Consider the following 18,509-nt stretch of genomic DNA (forward strand, 5'->3'; position numbering starts at 1 on the left):
GGATGCGGAGGGTGGGGCCGGACCAGGCCAGGTAGGTGACGGCGGCTTCGGGGGTGAAGAGGCCGGCTTCTACGGCTATGCCTCGGGAGATGAGCAGGTCGGCTACCTCCGCGGCGCCGGGTTCGTGGAAGTTGACGCTGGCGAAGTCGGGGCCGCGGTGCCAGCCGGCGATCAGGCGGAGGCGCTCCGTGAGGTCGGGGACGATCGGTTCGCGGGTGGAGACGCCGATCGGTACGCCGGGGCAGGCTGCTCGGACTGCTGACACGGCGGCGTCGATGTCTGGCCAGTGCAGGCTTTCGCGCTCATCGGCGCCGCGCGGATGGATGTGCAGCGCATCAGCCCCAGCCCGTACGGCGGCCGCTGCGGAGTGGGCTAGTTCAGTCGGAGTGATCGGGACGCCGGGGTGGTCGGCGCGGGTGCGGTCACCGTTCAGGCAGGCCTTGATCATGTGGCTGACGATAGGCGCGAGTGGGGTGTGAGACTGGTCGCGGTTGGCGGATTGGGGGTGTGCCAGGATGGGGGAGACGGGTGTGGAGGAACACCGGTGACCGGCTTCGGCCGGGAGTCCGGGGCGGTCCCGCCACTGTGACCGGGCGACCGGGAGCCAGAACATCTGCACCGAGTCTGCCGCGGCATCGTGGCGTACCAGCTATGCGGGCGTGGACACCCGCTGACGAAGGGACTTCCCGCTGATGCGGCCTGCGCCACCCTCGACCGGCTTTCCGTTCACTGCGGTGGTCGGGATGGACGACCTCCAACTTGCGCTGATCCTGGCGACGATCTCACCGGCGATCGGCGGGGTGCTGATCCGCGGCGAGAAGGGTACGGCGAAGTCGACCGCGGTGCGCGCGCTGACCGAGATCCTGCCGCCGGTCGATGTCGTGGCCGGCTGCCGGTTCTCGTGTGACCCCGCGGCTCCGGCGGCGGACTGTCCGGACGGGCCGCACGCAACGCCGGAGGCTATGAGCCGAGCTGCGCGATTGGTGGAGCTGCCGGTCGGAGCGACTGAGGACCGGGTGCTGGGCTCGCTGCACCTGGAGAAGGCGCTGGCCGAGGGAATCACGGCGTACGAGCCCGGCCTGCTGGCCGCCGCGCACCGCGGAATCCTGTACGTCGATGAGGTCAACCTGCTCCACGATCACCTGGTCGATGTGTTGCTGGACGCGGCCGCGATGGGCCGCGCGACGGTCGAGCGGGACGGGGTGTCGGTGACCCACCCGGCGCGCTTCGTGCTCGTCGGCACGATGAACCCCGAGGAGGGCGAGCTGCGGCCGCAACTGCTCGACCGGTTCGGGCTGACAGTCGATGTGGTCGCCAGCCGCGATCCCGCCGTACGGGTTGAGGTGATGCGGGCGCGGCTGACGTACGAGGCTGATCCCGCCGCCTTCGTCAGCCGGTACGACGGCCCGCAGCGCGAGCTCGCCGAGCGGATCGTGAAAGCGCGTGACCTGCTGAGCGAGGTCATCCTGACCGACTCGGCGTTGCGGCAGATCGCCGAGATCTGCGCCTCGTTCGATGTTGACGGGATGCGCGCCGACCTGGTCACCGCACGGACCGCGGTCGCCCACGCGGCCTGGTCGGGCCGGACGGTCGTCGAGGTCGAGGACGTGCGCGCGGCCGCCAAGCTCGCGCTGCCGCACCGCCGTCGGCGCAACCCGTTCGACGCGCCGGGCATGGACGAAGACCAGCTGGAGCAAGCGATCCAAGACAGTACGCCGCCTCCGCCGGAGCCGGATGACGATCCCGACGGCGGCCCGGACGACGGTGGCCCCGGCGGCGGTGTCGACCCCGAGCCGACGGACTCCACCGACGGACCGGACGCCGATCGCGACGCGGACCAGCCGCAGACCCCGGTCGCCGGGCCCGCGCCGACGGGTGATGTCGCCGGCAGCTCCGAGCCCTACAAGGCTCGATTGCTCAGCGTGCAGGCCGCCGGAGCCGGCGTGGCTGGTCGGCGCTCGCGAGCAATCACCGAGGTCGGCCGAGTCGTGGGCGACCGCACACGAGTGGGACGCGAGTCGGGCCGGCCGCATCTGCTGGCGACGATTCGGGCAGCGGCGCCGCATCAGCAAGCTCGCGGCAGGACCGGAGCAGGGCTGGCGGTGCGAGCGAGCGACGTACGGCTGTCTGTGCGCGAAGGGCGCGAGGGAAACCTGGTGCTGTTCTGCGTGGATGCTTCTGGATCGATGGGAACCAAGAAGCGGATGGGCGAGGTGAAGACCGCGATCGTGTCGCTGCTGCTCGACGCGTATCAGCGCCGCGACACCGTCGGGCTCGTCACCTTCGCCGGTGCCAACGCGACCGTTGCCCTGCCGCCGACCGGCAGCATCGAGACCGCCGTACGGCGTTTGGAGTCGTTGCCGACGGGTGGTCGGACGCCGCTCGCCGAAGGGTTGTTGCAGGCTGCGGAGGTGCTGCGGATCGCGGCGATCCGTGACCCTCGGCGACGCCCACTGCTGGTGCTTGTCACCGACGGACGTGCGACGCACGGCGACCAGGCCTTCGCCCGCGCGAAGCAGGCAGCCGGTTGGCTCGCGCAGCGCGGGATTGCGACGGTCGTGGTCGACTGTGAGCCGAAGCGTGGTGTGCGGCTGGGGCTGGCGGGTGAGCTGGCTGGCGACCTCGGAGCGGAATACCTCGACCTCGGTGATGTTGCCGCCGGCAACCTCGTACGGGCGGTCACCGAGCGGAAGGCGGCTTAGTCATGCCGAAGGGACAACCGAACGTCGTACCGCAGGACGGTCTGACCACGCGGCAGCGCCGCAACCGGCCGCTGCTGATGGTGCACACCGGTGAGATGAAGGGGAAGTCGACCGCCGCCTTCGGGATGGCACTGCGCGGCTGGAACCAGGGCTGGAACATCGGGGTCTTCCAGTTCGTGAAGAGCGCGAAGTGGAAGGTCGGCGAGGAAGAGGCGTTCCGGACGCTCGGCCGGTTGCATGAGGCAACAGGTGAGGGCGGCCCGGTCGAGTGGCACAAGATGGGCGAAGGCTGGAGCTGGGCGCGCAAGGCCGGCACCGAAGAGGATCACGCGGCCGACGCCATTGAGGGCTGGCGCGAGATCCAGCGCCGCCTCGCCGCTGAAACCCACGACCTCTATGTGCTGGACGAGTTCACCTATCCGATGAAGTGGGGCTGGGTCGATGTCGACGAGGTCGTCGAGACCCTGGTCAATCGCCCCGGCCATCAGTACGTCGTGATCACCGGCCGCAATGCCGACCAGCGCCTGATCGACGCGGCCGACCTGGTCACCGAGATGACCAAGGTCAAGCACCCGATGGACGCCGGTCAGAAGGGGCAGAAGGGCATCGAGTGGTAGTTCCGCGGGTTGTGGTGGCGGCTCCTTCGTCAGGGGCCGGGAAGACGACGGTCGCCGTCGGATTGATGGCTGCGCTGCGGCGGGCCGGGCATGTCGTCGGTGGGTTCAAGGTGGGGCCCGACTACATCGACCCGGGTTTCCACGCGGTGGCCACCGGTCGGCCTGGCCGCAATCTCGATCCGATGCTGTCGGGTGAAGAGCGCGTGGCGCCGTTGTTCGCGCACGGCGCCCAGGGTGCCGATATCGCTGTCATCGAAGGCGTCATGGGCCTGTACGACGGCGCGTTGGGGACCGAGGGATTCTCGTCGACCGCCCACGTGGCGAAGTTGCTCAAGGCACCGGTTGTGCTCGTGGTCGATGCCTCCGCGGCCGGGCGGAGCGTCGGCGCGGTCGTCCAGGGGTTTGTTGCCTATGACACCGAAGTGCGGATCGTCGGGGTGATCCTGAACAAGGTCGGTTCGGATCGGCATGAGACGGAGGTGCGGGCCGGAGTCGCGCCGACCGGTGTCCCGGTGCTGGGTGTGCTGCGGCGTGACACTCGCCTGACTGTGCCCAGTCGGCATCTCGGACTGGTGCCGGCCGACGAGCAGCGCGAGCAAGCCGAGAAGGCGGTCGATGCGGCGGCTGAGCTCGTGCGGGCCGGTGTCGATCTGGAGGCGTTCGTGGCGGCGGCTCGTGCGGCCTCGGAGCTTGAGACCGAGGTGTGGGATCCGACCGCCGAGGTGACGCCGGCGGAGGAGGGGCGTCCGGTGGTTGCAGTGGCCGGTGGGCCGGTGTTCTCGTTCCACTACACCGAGACGACTGAGCTGCTGACCGCTGCCGGGGCTGAGGTGGTCCGCTTCGACCCACTGCTCGACCCGTTGCCTGAGGCAACTGCTGCACTGTATCTAGGTGGTGGATTTCCCGAGCTGCACGCGGAAGCGCTCTCGGCGAATGAGCAGCTGCGGCGCCAAGTCGCGACTGAGATCGCAGCCGGGCTGCCGGTGATCGCGGAGTGTGCCGGGTTGCTGTACCTGTGCCGCGAGCTCGACGGGCACCCGATGACCGGCGTGCTCCCGGCGACCGCGCGGATGACCGGGAGCCTGACGCTCGGCTACCGCACCGCGATCGCAGCCACGACGACGTCCTTCTTCGACGAGGGCCGTCGGGTGCGCGGACACGAGTTCCACCGGACCGCGGTTGAGCTCGACAGCGAGGTCGCTCCGGCTTGGTACCTGCCAGGCGGGGTCGAGGGAATCGCCCAGCCGCGCGTGCACGCGTCGTACCTGCATCTGCATTGGACTGCGAGCCCCGACGTGCCGGCTCGTCTGGTGGCCGCCGCACGGGTGCACGCCGGGCTAGAGAAATGAACCTGGTTGTCGGCGTCGGCCTCCGAGCCGGTACGTCGTACCGGGAACTGCGCGACCTGGTTGCGGCGACCGTGGCGGAGGCGGGCAGTGGCCGCGTCCGGATCCTCATCACTGTCGAAGGGCGCGAGACCGAGCCCGGTGTGCAACGGCTGGCGGCGTCGCTGGGCGCCGAGCTCCAGACGGTCGCTCCCGCTGAGCTGCGCCGGCAGCACGTGCCCAGCCCGAGTGAGCGAGTCGAGCGCCTAGCCGGTACGCCGAGCGTCGCCGAAGCCGCCGTGTTGAGCACAGGCGCCGAGCTGGTCGTCTCCAAGCAAAAGTCGGAGCAGGCGACTGCTGCGGTGGGGCGGCTGCTCTCTGCGCCGGGGTATGCGCCGGGGGAGCGGAGCGTCGTGCATCGCGTGATTGCTGAGCGGCGAGATGTTCGGCAGGGGTTTGTGGATCGGGCGATTCCAGACGACGTGCTGACGCGGGTGCTCGAGTCTGCGCATCGGGCGCCAAGTGTCGGGCTCAGTCAGCCGTGGGACTTCTTGCTGATCCGCGAGATCGCGACGCGGCGGAAGATTCATGATCTGGCGAGTGCGCAGCGGGATGCGTTTGCGGAGTCGTTGCCGGAAGTGCGGCGCAAACAGTTCGACGGGTTGAAGATCGAGGCGATTCTCGACACCCCGCTGAACATTGCGGTCACGTGTGATGCCGGGCGGGGTGGGCGGCACGTGCTCGGGCGGCACGCGGATCCGCGGACCACGTGGTTCTCGGCGGCGATCGCGATCCAGAACCTGTGGCTGGCGGCGCGGGCCGAGGGACTGGGCGTCGGGTGGGTTTCGTTCTTCGAGCCGGGCGAGGTCGGCGCGGTGCTGGATCTGCCCGCGCACATCGAGCTGGTCGGCTACCTCTGCGTCGGGTACGTCGAGGAGTTCGCTCCGGCACCGGAGCTCGTGCGGAGCGGCTGGGCTGCGCGTCGCCCGCTCGCCTGGGCGGTGCACCACGAGAGCTGGGGCAATCGAGGTCTGCCGGGGGTGGAGCCGACGTCGATCGTGGCGGACGCGGAGGAAGCGGCCGCACACCTGGATCGGGGAGCGCCGGGTGAGGGTGCCCCGGGCACCTCTGCAGTAGGCGGGTCGGCTCCCTCCCCGAATCCGCAGTCGGTTCGGGTGGTGGTTGGTGGCGAGCCGGCTGACTACCTGGGGCGGGCGGACACGGTCGTCGTGCAGCTGGGGGAGAAGCCTGCGGCTGACTTCGGGGTGTTGTGGCGGCCGGTGCGGGACGCGGTGGAGGGTGTCGAGACCGGGGTGGAGCTGGTGCGGGATCTCGTGTTGCAGGGCGTGACAGAGATCGTCGTACGGGTGATTGAGGGTGGGGACGTGGCTGCTGCGGTGGGGCGAGGCTTGCGAGTCGGGGCTCGTGCTTGCGGGGCTGGATGGAGTGATGAGCCGGTGGAGCTGTCAGACTCCTCCGCATGACTGTTCCACCCAGTGGGGGATCCATGCACGTGCCCGCCTTCTCGATGAAGCAGCGGATCACGCTGATGGCCAACAAGTACGAACTGATCACGACCAACCCGGACGGGTCCGACGGGCCGCTGCTCGCGTTCGCGCAGCAGAAGCGGATGGCGTTCAAGGAAGAAGTCACGTTCTACACCGACGACACCAAGTCGCAGGTGGTGTTCTCGTTCAAGGCGCGCAAGCGGATCGACCTCGGTTCGGGGTACGACGTCTTCGACGCGAGCGGCCAGCAGATCGGCTGGTTCAAGAAGGAGTTCGGCAAGAGCCTGCTGCGGTCGAGCTGGCAGTTGTCGGGCGCGGGCTTCGAGTCGTCGGGGACCGAGCGGAGCGCCGGAATCGCGATTCTGCGCCGGGTCTGGGACTTCGTCCCGTTCGTCGGTGAGATCCCGCTGCCGTTCATCTTCCACTTCGACTTCACCGACAACGCGAACCAGCAGCCGGTGCTGTCGGTCGAGCGGAAGATGTCGATCCGGGACCGGTACCGCGTGACGGTCCAGGACCAGCGCGTCGACTTCCGGGTCGCGGCCGCGATGACGGTTGCGCTGGACGCGCTCCAGAGCCGCTGATTCAGCAGATTTGCCAGTATTCGGGCCCGCCGTACGACCCAGGTCGTACGGCGGGCTCACTCTTTCGGGTGAACTGACCCCGAAGACCCTTGGCTGGGCTTGCGGGCGGTGCGAGTCTTGAGGACATGGGTGCAGCGCAGCGCAGTCGACGGTGGTTGGTTCCGGTAACAGCAGTGGCCGTGGTGGCCGGAGTGGGGACGCTCGGGCCGGTGGTCGCGGACGCTTCTCCGAAGTTGCCGGAGATCTCCGCACAGGAGTTGCTGGCCAAGGTGCAGACCGCGAAGGTCGACGGGCTGAGTGGCACCGTGCACTCGTCCGCGGATCTCGGTCTGCCCGCACTACCCGGTGTCACCGGTGGTGACAGCGGCTCGGCGAGCGGTCAGCTGACCGAGTTCCTGAGCGGTGAGCACACCGCGCGGGTCGCGTTCGCGGCGCCGGACAAGGCGCGGGTGTCGGTGCTCGACAACATGGCCGAGCGGGTCCTGACGACGGACGGCAAGTCCGCCTGGGCCTACGACTCGGCCAAGCGTGAGGCGGTCAAGCTGCAGGTCCCCGAGCACAAGTCGGGTAAGCCGGAGAAGCTGCCGCAGTCGTATGACCCGCAGGCAGTGGCCAAGCAGTTCCTGGCCGCGATCGACCCGAGCACGAAGGTCGACGTCAGCGGGACCGAGAAGGTCGCCGGCCGGGACGCGTACAAGCTGCGCCTGACCCCGAAGACGGATCAGACCACGGTTGGCTCCGTGACGCTGGCTGTCGACTCCAAGACTTACGTTCCGCTGCAGGTGACCGTGCTGCCGCGGACGGGCAAGGACCCGGCGGTCGAGATCGGGTTCACCGAGGTCTCGTTCGCCGTACCGGCTGCGAACACGTTCACGTTCACCCCGCCGAAGGGCGTCGAGGTGACCCAGCCGAAGGCGCCGACGACTCGCCCCGACGTTCCGAAGTCACTCCCCGGCAAGCCCGACACCGCCAAGAAGCCTGACATCAAGAAGCCGGGTACGGCGGCCAACGAGCCGACCGTGATCGGCGAGGGCTGGTCCTCCGTGGTGATGATCAAGGGTGTGAAGCTGTCCGGCGACGGCGGTCCGGTCGACCAGTTCCTGGCCGGCGCCAAGTCGGTCGAGGGTTCGTGGGGCAAGGGCAAGATCGTGACCAGCAAGATGGTCAACGCCCTGATCACGGATGACGGCCGAGTCTTCGCCGGCCTGGTCACCGCGCAAACCCTCCAGGACGCCGCAGCCAAGGCGCCCCGCTGACCGTGACAGAGACAGACGGGAGCCCCCTCGTCACGAGGGGGCTGACCAAGCGGTTCCGGGGTGGGCAGGTCGCGGTGGACTCGGTGGACCTTGAGGTCCCGGCGGGGAGCGTCTTCGGCTTCCTCGGGCCGAACGGGTCCGGCAAGACCACCACGATCCGGATGGTGCTCGGTCTGATTGCTCCGACCTCCGGCGAGGTTCAGCTGCTCGGCCAGCCGATGCCGAAGGCCTCGCTTCGGGTGCTGCCGCACGTCGGCGCGCTCGTGGAGGGCCCGGCGTTCTATCCGTTCTGGAGCGGTCAGGCCAACCTGCTCCGTTTCGACGCGGCTGACCGCACCGCCGACCCGCGCACCCGCAAGGCGCGCGCCGGGGAGGCGCTCGAGCGCGTCGGTCTGTCGAACGCGGCAGGCAAGAAGGTCCGGGCGTATTCGCTCGGCATGAAGCAGCGGCTGGCGATCGCGGTCGCGCTGATGCAGCGCCGCGACCTGCTGGTCCTCGACGAGCCCACCAACGGCCTCGACCCGCAGGGCACTCGCGAGGTCCGGAATCTGATCCGCGAGCTGGCCGACGACGGTACGACGATCTTCACCTCGACCCACCTGCTGGCCGAGGTCGAGCAGGTCTGCACGCACGCCGCAGTGATGAGCCGCGGCCGGTTGATCCGCCAGTCGAGCATGACGGAGCTGCGCGCCGAGCTCAGGCCACGCCTGATCGTTCGCACGCCTGATGTCACCAAGGCTGCGGAGACCCTGCAGAGCCTCGGCGTCACCGACCTGCGCACGGTCGGCGAGACCGTCGAAGGCGACGCGGGTGACCTGCCGATCGACAAGTTCGCCGCGGGGCTGGTCGCCGCGGACGTCCGCATCCACGGCTTCGGCCTGGAGCGTCCCAGCCTCGAAGAAGCCTTCGTCGCGCTCACCGGGGAGGGTTTTGATGTCGCCGAGTAGCGCAGTCGCGGAGGCCGCCATCGCGCGCCCGAGCGCCGGCCGGCACACGCTGGCGTTGTTCAAGTCGGAGCTGCAGCTGGTCTTCGGCCGTGTCCGGACCTGGGTGCTGCTGGGCGTGCTGGCCGCAGTGCCGGTGCTGATCGGCGTCGCGATCAAGCTGTCCGGCGCTGAGGGTGGCGCCGAGGGTTTCCTCGGTCAGATCGCCGGCAACGGGTTGTTCCTGATCGTGGCCAGCCTCGGGCTCTCCCTGCCGTTCTTCCTACCGACCGCGGTGACGGTGATCTCGGGGGAGTCGCTGGCCGGCGAGTCCAGCCTCGGCACCCTGCGCAACCTGCTCACCGCACCCGCTGGGCGCTCCCGCCTGCTGGCCGCGAAGATGGTCGCGCTGGCGATCTTCTGCCTGGCCGCGACCCTCACGATCTGGGTCGCTGGGCTGATCGTCGGCTTCATCCTCTTCCCGGTCGGTGATGTCCTGCTGCTCTCCGGCTCGACCATCTCGCTGGGCGAAGGACTGCTGCGAGCGCTCGCGATCGCAGTGGTGATCGCCCTGTCGCTGCTCGGCCTGGCCGGAATCGGCTTGTTCGTGTCGTCGCTGACCTCGACGCCGCTGGCGGCGATGGCGGCCACCTTCGGCACGTTCATCGTGCTCGGCATCATGTCGGCGATCCCGCAGATCGACGTGATCCACCCGTGGCTGCTGATGTACGGCTGGACGTCGTTCGCCGACCTGCTCCGCGACCCGCCGTACTGGGATGCGATCGGCCGCAACCTGCTCCTGCAAGCCGGGTATCTGGCCGTCTTCTACGCCGCAGCCTGGGCCCGGATCACCAGCCGCGACATCGTCTGACGACAATAGGCCGGTGGATTCCGAGCTGGTCGCCGTACTGCGCTGTCCGGTCTGTTCCGATGCGTTGGCGCTGACTGGGCAGACTGCGCGGTGTGCGCAGGGGCATGCTTATGACCTGGCCAAGCAGGGTTACCTGAACCTGTTGCCCTCGGCATCGAAGGGGATCGAGGGTGACTCGGCCGGGATGATCGGCGCTCGGACGGTGTTCCTCGGCGCCGGTCACTACGCGCCGATCCGGGACGCGCTGATCCTGCGTGCGGCCGAATACCTCCAACCCGACAGCAACGAGCTGGTCGTGGAGGTCGGCGCCGGGACGGGCTACTACCTCGTCGGCGTCGCCGGCCGATCGCGACGGGGTCTCGCCCTCGACGTCTCCCGGTACGCCGCTCGCCGGGCCGCGAAGGTGGATCCGCTGATCGGGTCCGTCGTGTGTGACGCCTGGCGCGAACTGCCCGTGGTGGACGGCGCAGCGCAGGTGGTGCTGAACGTGTTCGCCCCGCGCAACGCGGCCGAGATGGGCCGAATCCTTGCGCCGGGTGGTGTCTTGCTGGTGGTGACCCCGAATCCGCAGCACCTGGCCGAGCTGGTCGGCGTACTGGGGATGGTGTCGGTCGACGATGACAAGGAGCGGCGCCTGCAGGACACGCTCGGTGGGACCTTCGTCGAGACGGGCCGCGAGCTGATCGAGGAGCCGATGCGGCTCGATCGCGCTGCGGTGGAACAGCTGGTGCTGATGACGCCGAGTGCGCGGCACATCCCGCCGTACGAGCTCGCGGACCGGATCGCGGTCCTGCCCGAGCCGGCGCTCGTCACGCTCTCGGTCACGCTGACAACCTGGCAGCTGCACTGATTCGACGCCGGCTAGCACGGCATCGCATCAGGGCCGGTGGTCAGGCAGCCTTGGCGGTCAGTTCCTTCGCGACCACGGCGCCGAGCTCCTCGGCGGCGATGTGCGCCTCCGCCTCGGACACCTTGGACAGATCGATCAGCTGCTCCATCCCCGGGGTCACCGGTGCCAAGGTGAGCTCGGCGACTGCGATTCGGACATTCATCTTGAACACGTCACCGAAGATGCGCTCCAGATACGCCGTGGCGTGGTCCCAGCCGTGCTTCGGCGTACCGGGCTGGTAGCCGCCGCCGCGGGCTAGCGTGAAGATCGCCGGCCGGCCTTCCAACGGCTGCCCGAGGTGGTAGTCCATGTCCAGCAGGAGGAGGTCGATCCAGGCTTTCACCTGCTGGGCGATGCCGTAGTTGTACAGCGGGACCGCGAGCAGGACCGCGTCGGCGGACTTGAGCTCGTTGGTCACCTCCTCGGCCAGCACCCTGGCCTCGGTCAGTAGCTGCTGCTCGGTCTCGTTGGCCGGCTCCTCGCCGACCTGGGCCTTGGCCAGCGCGGGCCAGGCGGTGGCCGGGAGCGGGTTGCGGCCGAGGTCGCGCCGGATCACCACGCCGTCCGGGTGTTCGGCCTTCCAAGCCGCTTCGGCGCTATCGGCCAGTGCGCGGCTCACCGATCCGTTCAGCCGCACGCTGGCATCGATGCGGAGCAAGGTCGTCATAGTCGTTCTTCTTTCCTGAGGGGGTTGTTGCGGCCAGTCGAGCTGTCATCAAGATAATCTGCTGAACAGAACATATTCAAGTCAGATCGTATTCCGCGTGGCGTAGACCACGTAGACTGGGCTCGTGACCAGCACTTCGGCGGATGTGGGAGCCCAGACGGCCCGTGGTGTCTCACCGCGCGTGGCCAGTGGTGCGCCGGTCGAGGCAGACCTCGGCTGGGCGCTCGGCGTCGTGTTCCGCCGGTACGCGAAGGCTTCCGGGGCGGCGCTCGACGACGTACCGGGTGGACCGCGCGGCTACCAGGTGCTGGCGACGGTGAACTCCGACGGGCCGAAGCGGCAGCTCGATCTGGCCGCGCAGCTGGGCGTCGACCGGACGGTGATGACGTATCTGCTCGACGATCTGGAGAAGGCCGGCCTGGTGCAGCGGCAGCCCGATCCGGCTGATCGGCGGGCGCGCCTGATTGTGCCGACCGATGAGGGCAAGGCGCAGCTCTGTGACCTCGAGCGCCGGCTCTCAGCCACCGAGAACGAAGTGCTCGGCAGCCTCGACGCGGAGGAGCGCTCCAGCTTCCGCCGGCTGTTGCAACGGGTGGCGCTGAAGGCGGACGCGATCGATCCGCTGCACAACGCCTGCATGCTGGCCGACGAGAACGTCGACCCCGCTACCACCTAGTGGCCCACTAGTGCAGCGGTACGAAGCCTGACTCGTAGGCCTTGATGACGGCCTGCGTGCGGTCGCGGGCGTTCAGCTTCGCGAGCACGTTGGCCACGTGGGTCTTGACTGTCTGCAGCCCGAGGATCAACTCGGCCGCGATCTCCGCGTTCGACAGGCCGCGCGCCATCAGACGCAAGACTTCCTGCTCGCGATCGGTCAGCTGATACGCGTCGAGCCCGGCCGGTCGCGACGGTTGCGCCCCGACATGAGCGAGCGCGAGGGCTCGGATCGCCTCCGGGAACAACAGAGACTCGCTGCCCGCGACGGTGCGGATCGCGGCGATGATGTCGTCCGGCGGCGTCCGCTTGAGCAGGAACCCGGAGGCTCCGGCGCGGAGAGCGTCGTACACGTAGTCGTCGTTCTCGAAGGTGGTCACCACCAGCACGCGCGGCGCGGGGTTGAGGCTGTCGAGCAGAAGCCGGGTGGCCTGGATGCCATCGACGGCGGGCATCCTGACATCCATCAGCACGACGTCCGGGTTGGTCCGGCGAACCACCGGCAGCACCTCGGCGCCGTCGGCGGCTTCGCCAACGACGGTGAGGTCCGGCTCGGCGTTGATGATCGCGCGCAGCCCACTGCGGATCAGCGGCTCGTCGTCGACCACGACCACGGAAAGCGTCATTTCGTCCTCTTCGTCGTCACGGCGATCGGCAGCGAAACCGTCAGCCGCCAGTCGTTGTCGTCCCGGCCGGCTTCCACTGCACCACGCAGTACGGCGACCCTTTCACGAATCCCGGCCAAGCCCCGGCCGCCACCGGCGTTGTCCGTGCCGCCGCTGACCGGATTGGTCACCGTCAACCGAAGCCCCGATGTGTCGAGCCTGATCTGCATTGCCACGGTCAGTTTGTCGTCCGGGTGCCCAGCGTGCCGGATCGCGTTGGTGAGCCCCTCCTGGAGGATCCGGTAGGCCTCCCGCGATACCGCGGAGGGGATCTGGTCGAGGGCCCCGGAGCGGTCGATGGTGACCGTGATGCCGCCGGCCCGGGTCGCCTCCACCAGCCGTTCAAGATCGTCGAGCGTTGCTTGCGGTGCGGTCGCCGAACCCGCTCGCCGGTCGTCGCGCAACAGCCCGAGGACATGGTCGAGATCGGCCAGCGCCGAGCGCGCAGAGGTCTCGATGGCGCCGAGCGCGGTCTCGGCGAACTCCGGGTCACTGGCGAGCACTCGGCGGGCGGCGGCCGCCTGGATCGTGACCAGGCTGAGGGCGTGACCGACGCTGTCGTGGAGTTCGCGGGCAAGACGGTTGCGTTCGGCAAGGGTCGCCGTACGGCGTTCCAGTAGTTCGATCCGCTCGGATGCCGTGGGGCCGAGGATGCGCGGGGCGAGGTGGGCGAGCAGGGCGCCGACCGCCGAGGAGATGAGGAACAGCGCGGCCAGCGCGATCACCACGACGAGCGGCATCCAGACATCGGTCCAGCTGCCGGTGACGTCGTACGAGAGGCCGGGCGCGAACTCGTGCCGGCCGGTGGAGCGCAACGGCGCCGCGAGCAGGACAGGTCCGGCTCCGAAGACGATCGTGCTGAGGATTCCGACGAGCCCGCCGGCGATCAGGTGCAGGGTCAGCCAGGCGGAGGTTCGACGACGCTGGGCCCACGTTCGGGCCGGGCCGAGCGGGCGCTCCTCGAACTTCACGCCGAGCAGCGACGAGACCGCGATTCCCTCCACCTCGCGCACCGCGGGCAGGAGACCGATCGCGAGTGGAGGTGCGACGCCGAGCAGCGCCAGGATCACGACACTCGCGGGACCCGGCAGGCGGAGCTCATGGGTGAGCGCGCCGACCGCACTTCCGACCAGGAGAACGGCCAGGACCAGTGCAGCGCCGATCAGTAGATAGATCCAGCGCAGGTACGTCGACGCCCGGCCGAGGGACCTGAGTGCGTTCACCACCCCCTCATGGTGTCAAACTCGCGCGGTTCAGGCCTCCCTCGGCCGGGTGAGCGGCAGGTCAAGGCTTTGGAGAGTGCTCGGAATCACAAGAAGTTGAGGGTTTACGTAAATTTGATACGTATGTCGGGTTTCGGTCCGTCGGTGCCGTCGCGATCTGCTGTCCGGGCGGGTACGGTCTGTGGTCGGGGCGGGTGGTTCGGCCGGGAAGGGCCGCACCGCAGGGGATCGGCTCCAGGACTGGTGGCTCAGCGGGAACTGCGGGAAGCACAGAGATGTCACCGGCCGGACAGGCAGGTAAAGTCGCTGTGAAGTCCCTGGGGGCCGATTGACCACCTTTCCATATTTGATGTTTGATCAAATATCGGATGAGAGAGGTCGATATGAGGTTGAGGCGTTCCGTCGTCGCGCTGACGGCGGTCCTGGGGCTCGCCCTGGTCAGCGCGTGTAACAGCGGCGACGACAAGGGTTCCGACGAAGGTCTGCAGAAGATCAGTTATCTGACCTCGTTCGGTCAGTTCGGCCGCGAGGCCTACGCGTACGTCGCACTGGAAAAGGGCTACTTCAAGGACGCCGGTTTCGACGTCAAGATCAGCCCTGGCAGCGGCACCGTCGACGTCATGAAGCAGGTGGCCGGAGGTCAGGCCGACTACGGCATCGGTGACTTCACGGCGATCGCGATCACTCTGGGCAAGCAGAAGCTGCCGGTCACGACGGTGGGCATGATCCACCAGAAGTCGCTGGCTGCGATCGTGTCGCTGGAGGGGCTCGGAATCAAGGACGCCAAGGATCTGGAGGGCAAGAACATCGGTGACCAGCCGGGTTCGACCAACCAGGTGACGTTCCCGGTCTACGCCCAGCGCGTCGGCATCGACGACAAGAAGGTCAGCTTCGTGGGGGCCCCACCGCCCACGCTGCCGCAGCTGCTCTCGTCGGGCAAGGTGCAGGGCATCGGCCAGTTCGTGGTCGGCGTGCCGCTGGTCGAGAAGGCCGACGACAAGCATCGCAAGGCGGTCGTGCTGAGTTACGGCAAGGTGCTGCCGGAGCTCTACGGGAACGCGATCCTGACCCGGACCGACCTGGCCAAGGAGAAGCCGGACCAGGTGAAGAAATTCACCACCGCGCTGCTCAAGGGGCTCGACGACGCCATCAAGGACCCGGCCGGTGCGGCGGAGATCCTGAAGAAGTACGTGCCGACGACCGACGTCACGGTGGCGACCGAGGAATTGAAGCTGATGACGCCGTTCTCGAAGCCGGATAACGCGGGCGACCCGCTCGGCGCCGTGGACCCCGAGCGCGTCCAGAAAGTGCTGGATCTGCTCAGCACCGCCTCGGCGATCCAGCCGGCCGGTGCGCTCAAGCCGGCCGACGTGGTCACGGTCGACCTGGCACCGAAGGGCTAGTCACGCATGATCCGGCTGGACGGTGTGGGGCAGGTCTTCGACGGACGCGAGGGCCGGATCACGGCCCTGGAGAAGATCGACCTGCACGTCCGCGCCGGTGAGTTCGTCACGCTGATCGGCCGGTCCGGGTGTGGCAAGTCCACCCTGCTCCGGCTGATCGCGGGACTGTTGTCGCCGACGTCGGGCACGGTTCGGGTGGCGGGAGAACCCGTTAGCGGACCGCGCCCGGACGTCTCGTTCATGTTCCAGCGCCCGGCCTTGCTGGCTTGGCGGTCGGTGCTGGCGAACGTCCTGCTGCCGGTGGAGCTGGATCGATCAACCGCCGCCCGCGACAAGGCGGCGTACCGGGATCGTGCGCATGAACTGCTCGAACTGGTCGGGCTGCAAGGATTCGAACGGCGGCTGCCACATGAGCTGTCCGGCGGGATGCAGCAGCGGGTGTCGTTGTGCCGGTCGTTGATCCGCGACCCCAAGGTGATGCTGATGGACGAGCCGTTCTCCGCGCTCGACGCGCTCACCCGGACCGAGCTGTCCGAAGAACTTCAGCGGATCAAGATGGAGCTGTCGACGACGATCGTGTTCGTCACGCACTCGATCGACGAAGCCGTCGTACTGGCCGACCGTGCCGTCGTGCTGTCGCCGCGGCCGGGACGCCTGCGTGATGTGGTCGAGATCGACATCCCGCGGCCGCGCAGCCTGGGGCAGAACGGCCACGTGGCCGACGTCGCCCGGATCAGCTCGAGGCTGCACGCCTTGCTTGCGGACAAGACCCCGCCGATCGCCGAGCGGCTGGTCGACGAAGTGTGGCCGCGATGACGAAGCGTTCCTGGTGGACCGAGTCCCGGACTGCCGCTGTGCTGCTCCCGGTGGCCGGCCTGATCGCCGCGATCGGGCTGTGGTGGCTGGCCACGATCGTTTTCGCCGTCCCGAAGTTCCTGGTCCCCAGCCCGGCCGATGTCGTGGCCCGGGCCGCCGAAGACCCGATGATGCTGCTGGAGAGCACCTGGGTGTCACTGGCGGAGACGGTCGGGGGCTTCCTGCTCGCGGTGGTGATCGGGGTGCCGATCGCGCTGCTGATTGTCCGGTCGGCGATTCTGGAACGGCTGGTCTACCCGCTGCTCCTGATGGTGAACGCGATCCCGAAGATCGCGGTCGCGCCGCTACTGGCGGTGTGGATGGGCTTCGGGCCGTCACCGAAGGTCGTGATGGTCGTGCTGATGTGCTTCTTCCCGATCGTGATCTCGACCGCCCAGGGGATGAAGTCGACCCCGGTCGAGCTGGTCGAGCTGCTCCGGTCGCTGAACGCGAGCCGCACCCAGGAGTTCTTCAAGCTGCGGATCTGGCACGCGATGCCGCAGATCTTCACCGGCCTCAAGGTCGCGATCTCGCTGGCCGTGATCGGCTCGGTGATCGGCGAGTTCATCGCCGCCACCAAGGGACTGGGCTATCTGATCTACACCTCGGGCGCTAGCGCGGACACCGCGCTCGCCTTCGCGGCGATCCTGTTGCTCAGCATCATGAGCATCGTCTTGTTCTACGGGCTGGTGCTGCTGGAGCACCGCCTGCTGCCGTGGGCGCAGGAGAAGCGGTGACGACCCAGGCATCGGACGCGGACCGCCGCGTCCTGGTGCGGCCTTCGTGGCTTGAGGCAACCGTCTCGGCCGTCTTCAGCGCGGTCGGCTTCACGCCCGACGACGCGGCGTCGATCGCGACCGCACTGGTCGAGGCAGACCTGCGCGGGGTCAGCTCGCACGGGGTCATGCTCGTCCCGATGTACGTCGATCGGCTGAATGCCGGCGGGGTTACCCGCGAGCGCGAGCTCGATGTCGTGTCCGACGCCGGTGCTGCGCTGGTCGTGGATGCCCGCGGCGGGATGGGCCAGCTGTCCAGCCCGCAGGCGATGGGACAGGCGATCGAGCGGGCCGGGCGTTACGGCATCGGCTTGGTCTCGGTGCGCAATGCGCATCACTTCGGTGCGGCCAGCCGGTGGGCCATGCAGGCTGCGCAGGCCGGCTGCATCGGCATCGCGATGTCGAACACCACGCCGCTGATGCCGGCCCCGGGTGGGGCTGAGCGACTGGTCGGGAACAATCCGCTGGCGATCGCCGTACCGACTGCTGCGGGGGTGGAGATCGTGCTGGACATGGCGCTGTCGGCCGTTGCCCTGGGCAAGATTCGGCTGGCGGCGTCGGCCGGACGGCCGATTCCGGACACTTGGGCGACCGATCAGTCGGGGACGCCGACCACGGATCCGGAGGAGGCCGTGCTCGGCATGCTGCTGCCGGCCGCCGGGCACAAGGGATTCGGGCTCGCGCTGATGATCGACGTACTGACCGGGGTGCTGAGTGGTGGCGGCTGGGGTGACCAGGTGCGCCCGCTGTACCGGGAGCCGGACCGGCCGAACGACTGCGCCCATCTGTTCCTCGCCATCGACCCGGAGTTGCTCGGTGGCGCCGAAAGTTTCCGCCACCGCGCGTCGGGGCTGGCGGCCCGGGTCCGTGGCAGCTCGACTGCTCCGGGGGTGGACCGGCTGTATCTGCCGGGTGAGATCGAGGCGGAACGCGCGGCTCACCAACGGCGGAACGGCGTACTGATCGAGAGGTCGGGACTGGACGGACTACTGGCGGCCGCTCGTGCGGTCGGCGCCGTCGTCCCGGCCGGAGGGGTGCTGAACTGATGACGCTGAGCAAATGGTGAAGGCACAGGTCTCCACGACCGAACTGCACAGCCCGAACGGCGTGTTCTCGCAGGCGACCACGGTCGCGGCGACCGGACGGTTCGTGTTCGTGTCCGGGATGACCGCGCGCCGTCCGGACGGCAGCATCGCCGGTGTCGGCGACATCCGCGAGCAGACCCGGCAGGTCTGCGAGAACGTCTCCGCCGCGGTGCGTGCCGCCGGTGGAACGCTGGCAGACGTCTGCCGGGTGGATGTGTACGTGCGCAACATGGAGGACTTCGCGAAGATCCACGAGATCCGCGCGCAGTACTTCAGTGAACCACTGCCGGCCTCCACGATGGTCGAGGTCAGCAAGCTGGCACATCCCGATTATCTGATCGAGATCAATGCGATCGCGGTGATTCCGCCTGCATGAACGAGCGAAGCGAGTTCATCAAAAAGCACAGCGGTCTCCCAGGTCTTGTCCGCTCTTGGAGCGAAGCGAC

The 18,509-nt window shown here is 68.5% G+C and carries 19 protein-coding genes; 15 read left to right on the forward strand and 4 right to left on the reverse strand.

What is annotated here, in order from left to right:
* Nucleotides 1–448 (reverse strand): 3-keto-5-aminohexanoate cleavage protein (locus tag E1263_RS30855; protein ID WP_202869134.1); only part of this gene is annotated, 448 nt, incomplete at its 3' end.
* A 244-nt stretch (nt 449–692) separates the two neighbouring features.
* Here E1263_RS30855 and E1263_RS30860 point away from each other — a divergent pair.
* The 9 genes from E1263_RS30860 to E1263_RS30900 all read left to right on the forward strand — a co-directional run bounded on the left by E1263_RS30860 (nt 693) and on the right by E1263_RS30900 (nt 10,636).
* Complete coding sequence (locus E1263_RS30860) at nt 693–2,702, forward strand: putative cobaltochelatase (RefSeq protein WP_132173761.1); 2,010 nt, start codon at nt 693–695, stop codon at nt 2,700–2,702.
* Between the two features lie 2 nt (nt 2,703–2,704).
* Nucleotides 2,705–3,319, forward strand: a complete 615-nt coding sequence (gene cobO / locus E1263_RS30865) for a cob(I)yrinic acid a,c-diamide adenosyltransferase (protein ID WP_132173763.1) — start codon at nt 2,705–2,707, stop codon at nt 3,317–3,319.
* Complete coding sequence (locus E1263_RS30870; protein WP_132173765.1) at nt 3,313–4,668, forward strand: cobyrinic acid a,c-diamide synthase CobB; 1,356 nt, start codon at nt 3,313–3,315, stop codon at nt 4,666–4,668. Before cobO ends, E1263_RS30870 begins: the two co-directional genes overlap by 7 nt.
* Nucleotides 4,665–6,128 (forward strand): 5,6-dimethylbenzimidazole synthase, encoded by a 1,464-nt coding sequence (gene bluB, locus E1263_RS30875; protein ID WP_132173767.1) that lies wholly within the window; start codon nt 4,665–4,667, stop codon nt 6,126–6,128. Before E1263_RS30870 ends, bluB begins: the two co-directional genes overlap by 4 nt.
* Complete coding sequence (locus tag E1263_RS30880) at nt 6,125–6,736, forward strand: LURP-one-related family protein (RefSeq protein ID WP_238161681.1); 612 nt, start codon at nt 6,125–6,127, stop codon at nt 6,734–6,736. The genes bluB and E1263_RS30880 overlap by 4 nt, the downstream gene beginning before the upstream one ends.
* Before the next feature lie 125 nt (nt 6,737–6,861).
* Complete coding sequence (locus E1263_RS30885) at nt 6,862–7,992, forward strand: LolA family protein (RefSeq protein ID WP_238161682.1); 1,131 nt, start codon at nt 6,862–6,864, stop codon at nt 7,990–7,992.
* A gap of 2 nt (nt 7,993–7,994) precedes the next feature.
* Complete coding sequence (locus tag E1263_RS30890) at nt 7,995–8,939, forward strand: ABC transporter ATP-binding protein (protein WP_165956803.1); 945 nt, start codon at nt 7,995–7,997, stop codon at nt 8,937–8,939.
* On the forward strand, nt 8,926–9,786 hold the full coding sequence (locus E1263_RS30895; RefSeq protein ID WP_132173769.1) for an ABC transporter permease: 861 nt from the start codon (nt 8,926–8,928) through the stop codon (nt 9,784–9,786). The genes E1263_RS30890 and E1263_RS30895 overlap by 14 nt, the downstream gene beginning before the upstream one ends.
* Nucleotides 9,787–9,799: 13 nt before the next feature.
* Complete coding sequence (locus tag E1263_RS30900) at nt 9,800–10,636, forward strand: putative RNA methyltransferase (RefSeq protein ID WP_132173771.1); 837 nt, start codon at nt 9,800–9,802, stop codon at nt 10,634–10,636.
* 40 nt (nt 10,637–10,676) lie between these two features.
* Here the strand turns inward: E1263_RS30900 and E1263_RS30905 are convergent, their stop codons facing one another.
* Nucleotides 10,677–11,342 (reverse strand): FMN-dependent NADH-azoreductase, encoded by a 666-nt coding sequence (locus tag E1263_RS30905; RefSeq protein ID WP_132173773.1) that lies wholly within the window; start codon nt 11,340–11,342, stop codon nt 10,677–10,679.
* 124 nt (nt 11,343–11,466) lie between these two features.
* Between E1263_RS30905 and E1263_RS30910 the strand changes: the two genes are divergently transcribed.
* On the forward strand, nt 11,467–12,018 hold the full coding sequence (locus tag E1263_RS30910) for a MarR family winged helix-turn-helix transcriptional regulator (RefSeq protein WP_132173775.1): 552 nt from the start codon (nt 11,467–11,469) through the stop codon (nt 12,016–12,018).
* Nucleotides 12,019–12,025: 7 nt separating this feature from the next.
* Here E1263_RS30910 and E1263_RS30915 read toward each other — a convergent pair whose 3' ends face one another.
* The gene (locus E1263_RS30915) at nt 12,026–12,682 is read right to left on the reverse strand and encodes a response regulator (RefSeq protein WP_132173777.1); all 657 of its coding nucleotides are present in this window, start codon (nt 12,680–12,682) and stop codon (nt 12,026–12,028) included.
* The gene (locus E1263_RS30920) at nt 12,679–13,944 is read right to left on the reverse strand and encodes a sensor histidine kinase (RefSeq protein ID WP_132173779.1); all 1,266 of its coding nucleotides are present in this window, start codon (nt 13,942–13,944) and stop codon (nt 12,679–12,681) included. Before E1263_RS30920 ends, E1263_RS30915 begins: the two co-directional genes overlap by 4 nt.
* Before the next feature lie 383 nt (nt 13,945–14,327).
* Between E1263_RS30920 and E1263_RS30925 the strand changes: the two genes are divergently transcribed.
* From E1263_RS30925 to E1263_RS30945, 5 genes are read left to right on the forward strand one after another with little or no spacing between them, the layout of a single operon-like run.
* Complete coding sequence (locus tag E1263_RS30925) at nt 14,328–15,347, forward strand: ABC transporter substrate-binding protein (protein WP_132173781.1); 1,020 nt, start codon at nt 14,328–14,330, stop codon at nt 15,345–15,347.
* Between the two features lie 6 nt (nt 15,348–15,353).
* The gene (locus tag E1263_RS30930; protein ID WP_132173783.1) at nt 15,354–16,163 is read left to right on the forward strand and encodes an ABC transporter ATP-binding protein; all 810 of its coding nucleotides are present in this window, start codon (nt 15,354–15,356) and stop codon (nt 16,161–16,163) included.
* Nucleotides 16,160–16,939 carry an ABC transporter permease gene (locus tag E1263_RS30935; protein WP_132173785.1) on the forward strand — a complete coding sequence of 260 codons (780 nt, stop codon included), beginning with the start codon at nt 16,160–16,162 and terminating at the stop codon, nt 16,937–16,939. Before E1263_RS30930 ends, E1263_RS30935 begins: the two co-directional genes overlap by 4 nt.
* The gene (locus E1263_RS30940; RefSeq protein ID WP_132173787.1) at nt 16,936–18,024 is read left to right on the forward strand and encodes an Ldh family oxidoreductase; all 1,089 of its coding nucleotides are present in this window, start codon (nt 16,936–16,938) and stop codon (nt 18,022–18,024) included. Before E1263_RS30935 ends, E1263_RS30940 begins: the two co-directional genes overlap by 4 nt.
* Before the next feature lie 13 nt (nt 18,025–18,037).
* Nucleotides 18,038–18,439: a RidA family protein gene (locus tag E1263_RS30945; protein WP_132173789.1), complete on the forward strand. Its 402-nt coding sequence runs from the start codon at nt 18,038–18,040 to the stop codon at nt 18,437–18,439.
* The last annotated feature ends 70 nt before the right edge of the window (nt 18,440–18,509 follow it).

The sequence above is a fragment of the Kribbella antibiotica genome (assembly GCF_004349055.1).
GTDB classification, from domain to species: Bacteria; Actinomycetota; Actinomycetes; order Propionibacteriales; family Kribbellaceae; genus Kribbella; species Kribbella antibiotica.

Excerpts from the sequence above, each read along its gene's own strand:
- E1263_RS30860 (WP_132173761.1), top strand. The coding sequence starts at position 693 with ATGCGGCCTGCGCCACCCTCGACCGGCTTTCCGTTCACTGCGGTGGTC.
- cobO (WP_132173763.1), top strand. The coding sequence starts at position 2,705 with ATGCCGAAGGGACAACCGAACGTCGTACCGCAGGACGGTCTGACCACG.
- bluB (WP_132173767.1), top strand. The coding sequence starts at position 4,665 with ATGAACCTGGTTGTCGGCGTCGGCCTCCGAGCCGGTACGTCGTACCGG.
- E1263_RS30880 (WP_238161681.1), top strand. The coding sequence starts at position 6,125 with ATGACTGTTCCACCCAGTGGGGGATCCATGCACGTGCCCGCCTTCTCG.
- E1263_RS30885 (WP_238161682.1), top strand. The coding sequence starts at position 6,862 with ATGGGTGCAGCGCAGCGCAGTCGACGGTGGTTGGTTCCGGTAACAGCA.
- E1263_RS30895 (WP_132173769.1), top strand. The coding sequence starts at position 8,926 with ATGTCGCCGAGTAGCGCAGTCGCGGAGGCCGCCATCGCGCGCCCGAGC.
- E1263_RS30905 (WP_132173773.1), bottom strand. The coding sequence starts at position 11,342 with ATGACGACCTTGCTCCGCATCGATGCCAGCGTGCGGCTGAACGGATCG.
- E1263_RS30915 (WP_132173777.1), bottom strand. The coding sequence starts at position 12,682 with ATGACGCTTTCCGTGGTCGTGGTCGACGACGAGCCGCTGATCCGCAGT.
- E1263_RS30925 (WP_132173781.1), top strand. The coding sequence starts at position 14,328 with ATGAGGTTGAGGCGTTCCGTCGTCGCGCTGACGGCGGTCCTGGGGCTC.
- E1263_RS30930 (WP_132173783.1), top strand. The coding sequence starts at position 15,354 with ATGATCCGGCTGGACGGTGTGGGGCAGGTCTTCGACGGACGCGAGGGC.
- E1263_RS30935 (WP_132173785.1), top strand. The coding sequence starts at position 16,160 with ATGACGAAGCGTTCCTGGTGGACCGAGTCCCGGACTGCCGCTGTGCTG.
- E1263_RS30945 (WP_132173789.1), top strand. The coding sequence starts at position 18,038 with ATGGTGAAGGCACAGGTCTCCACGACCGAACTGCACAGCCCGAACGGC.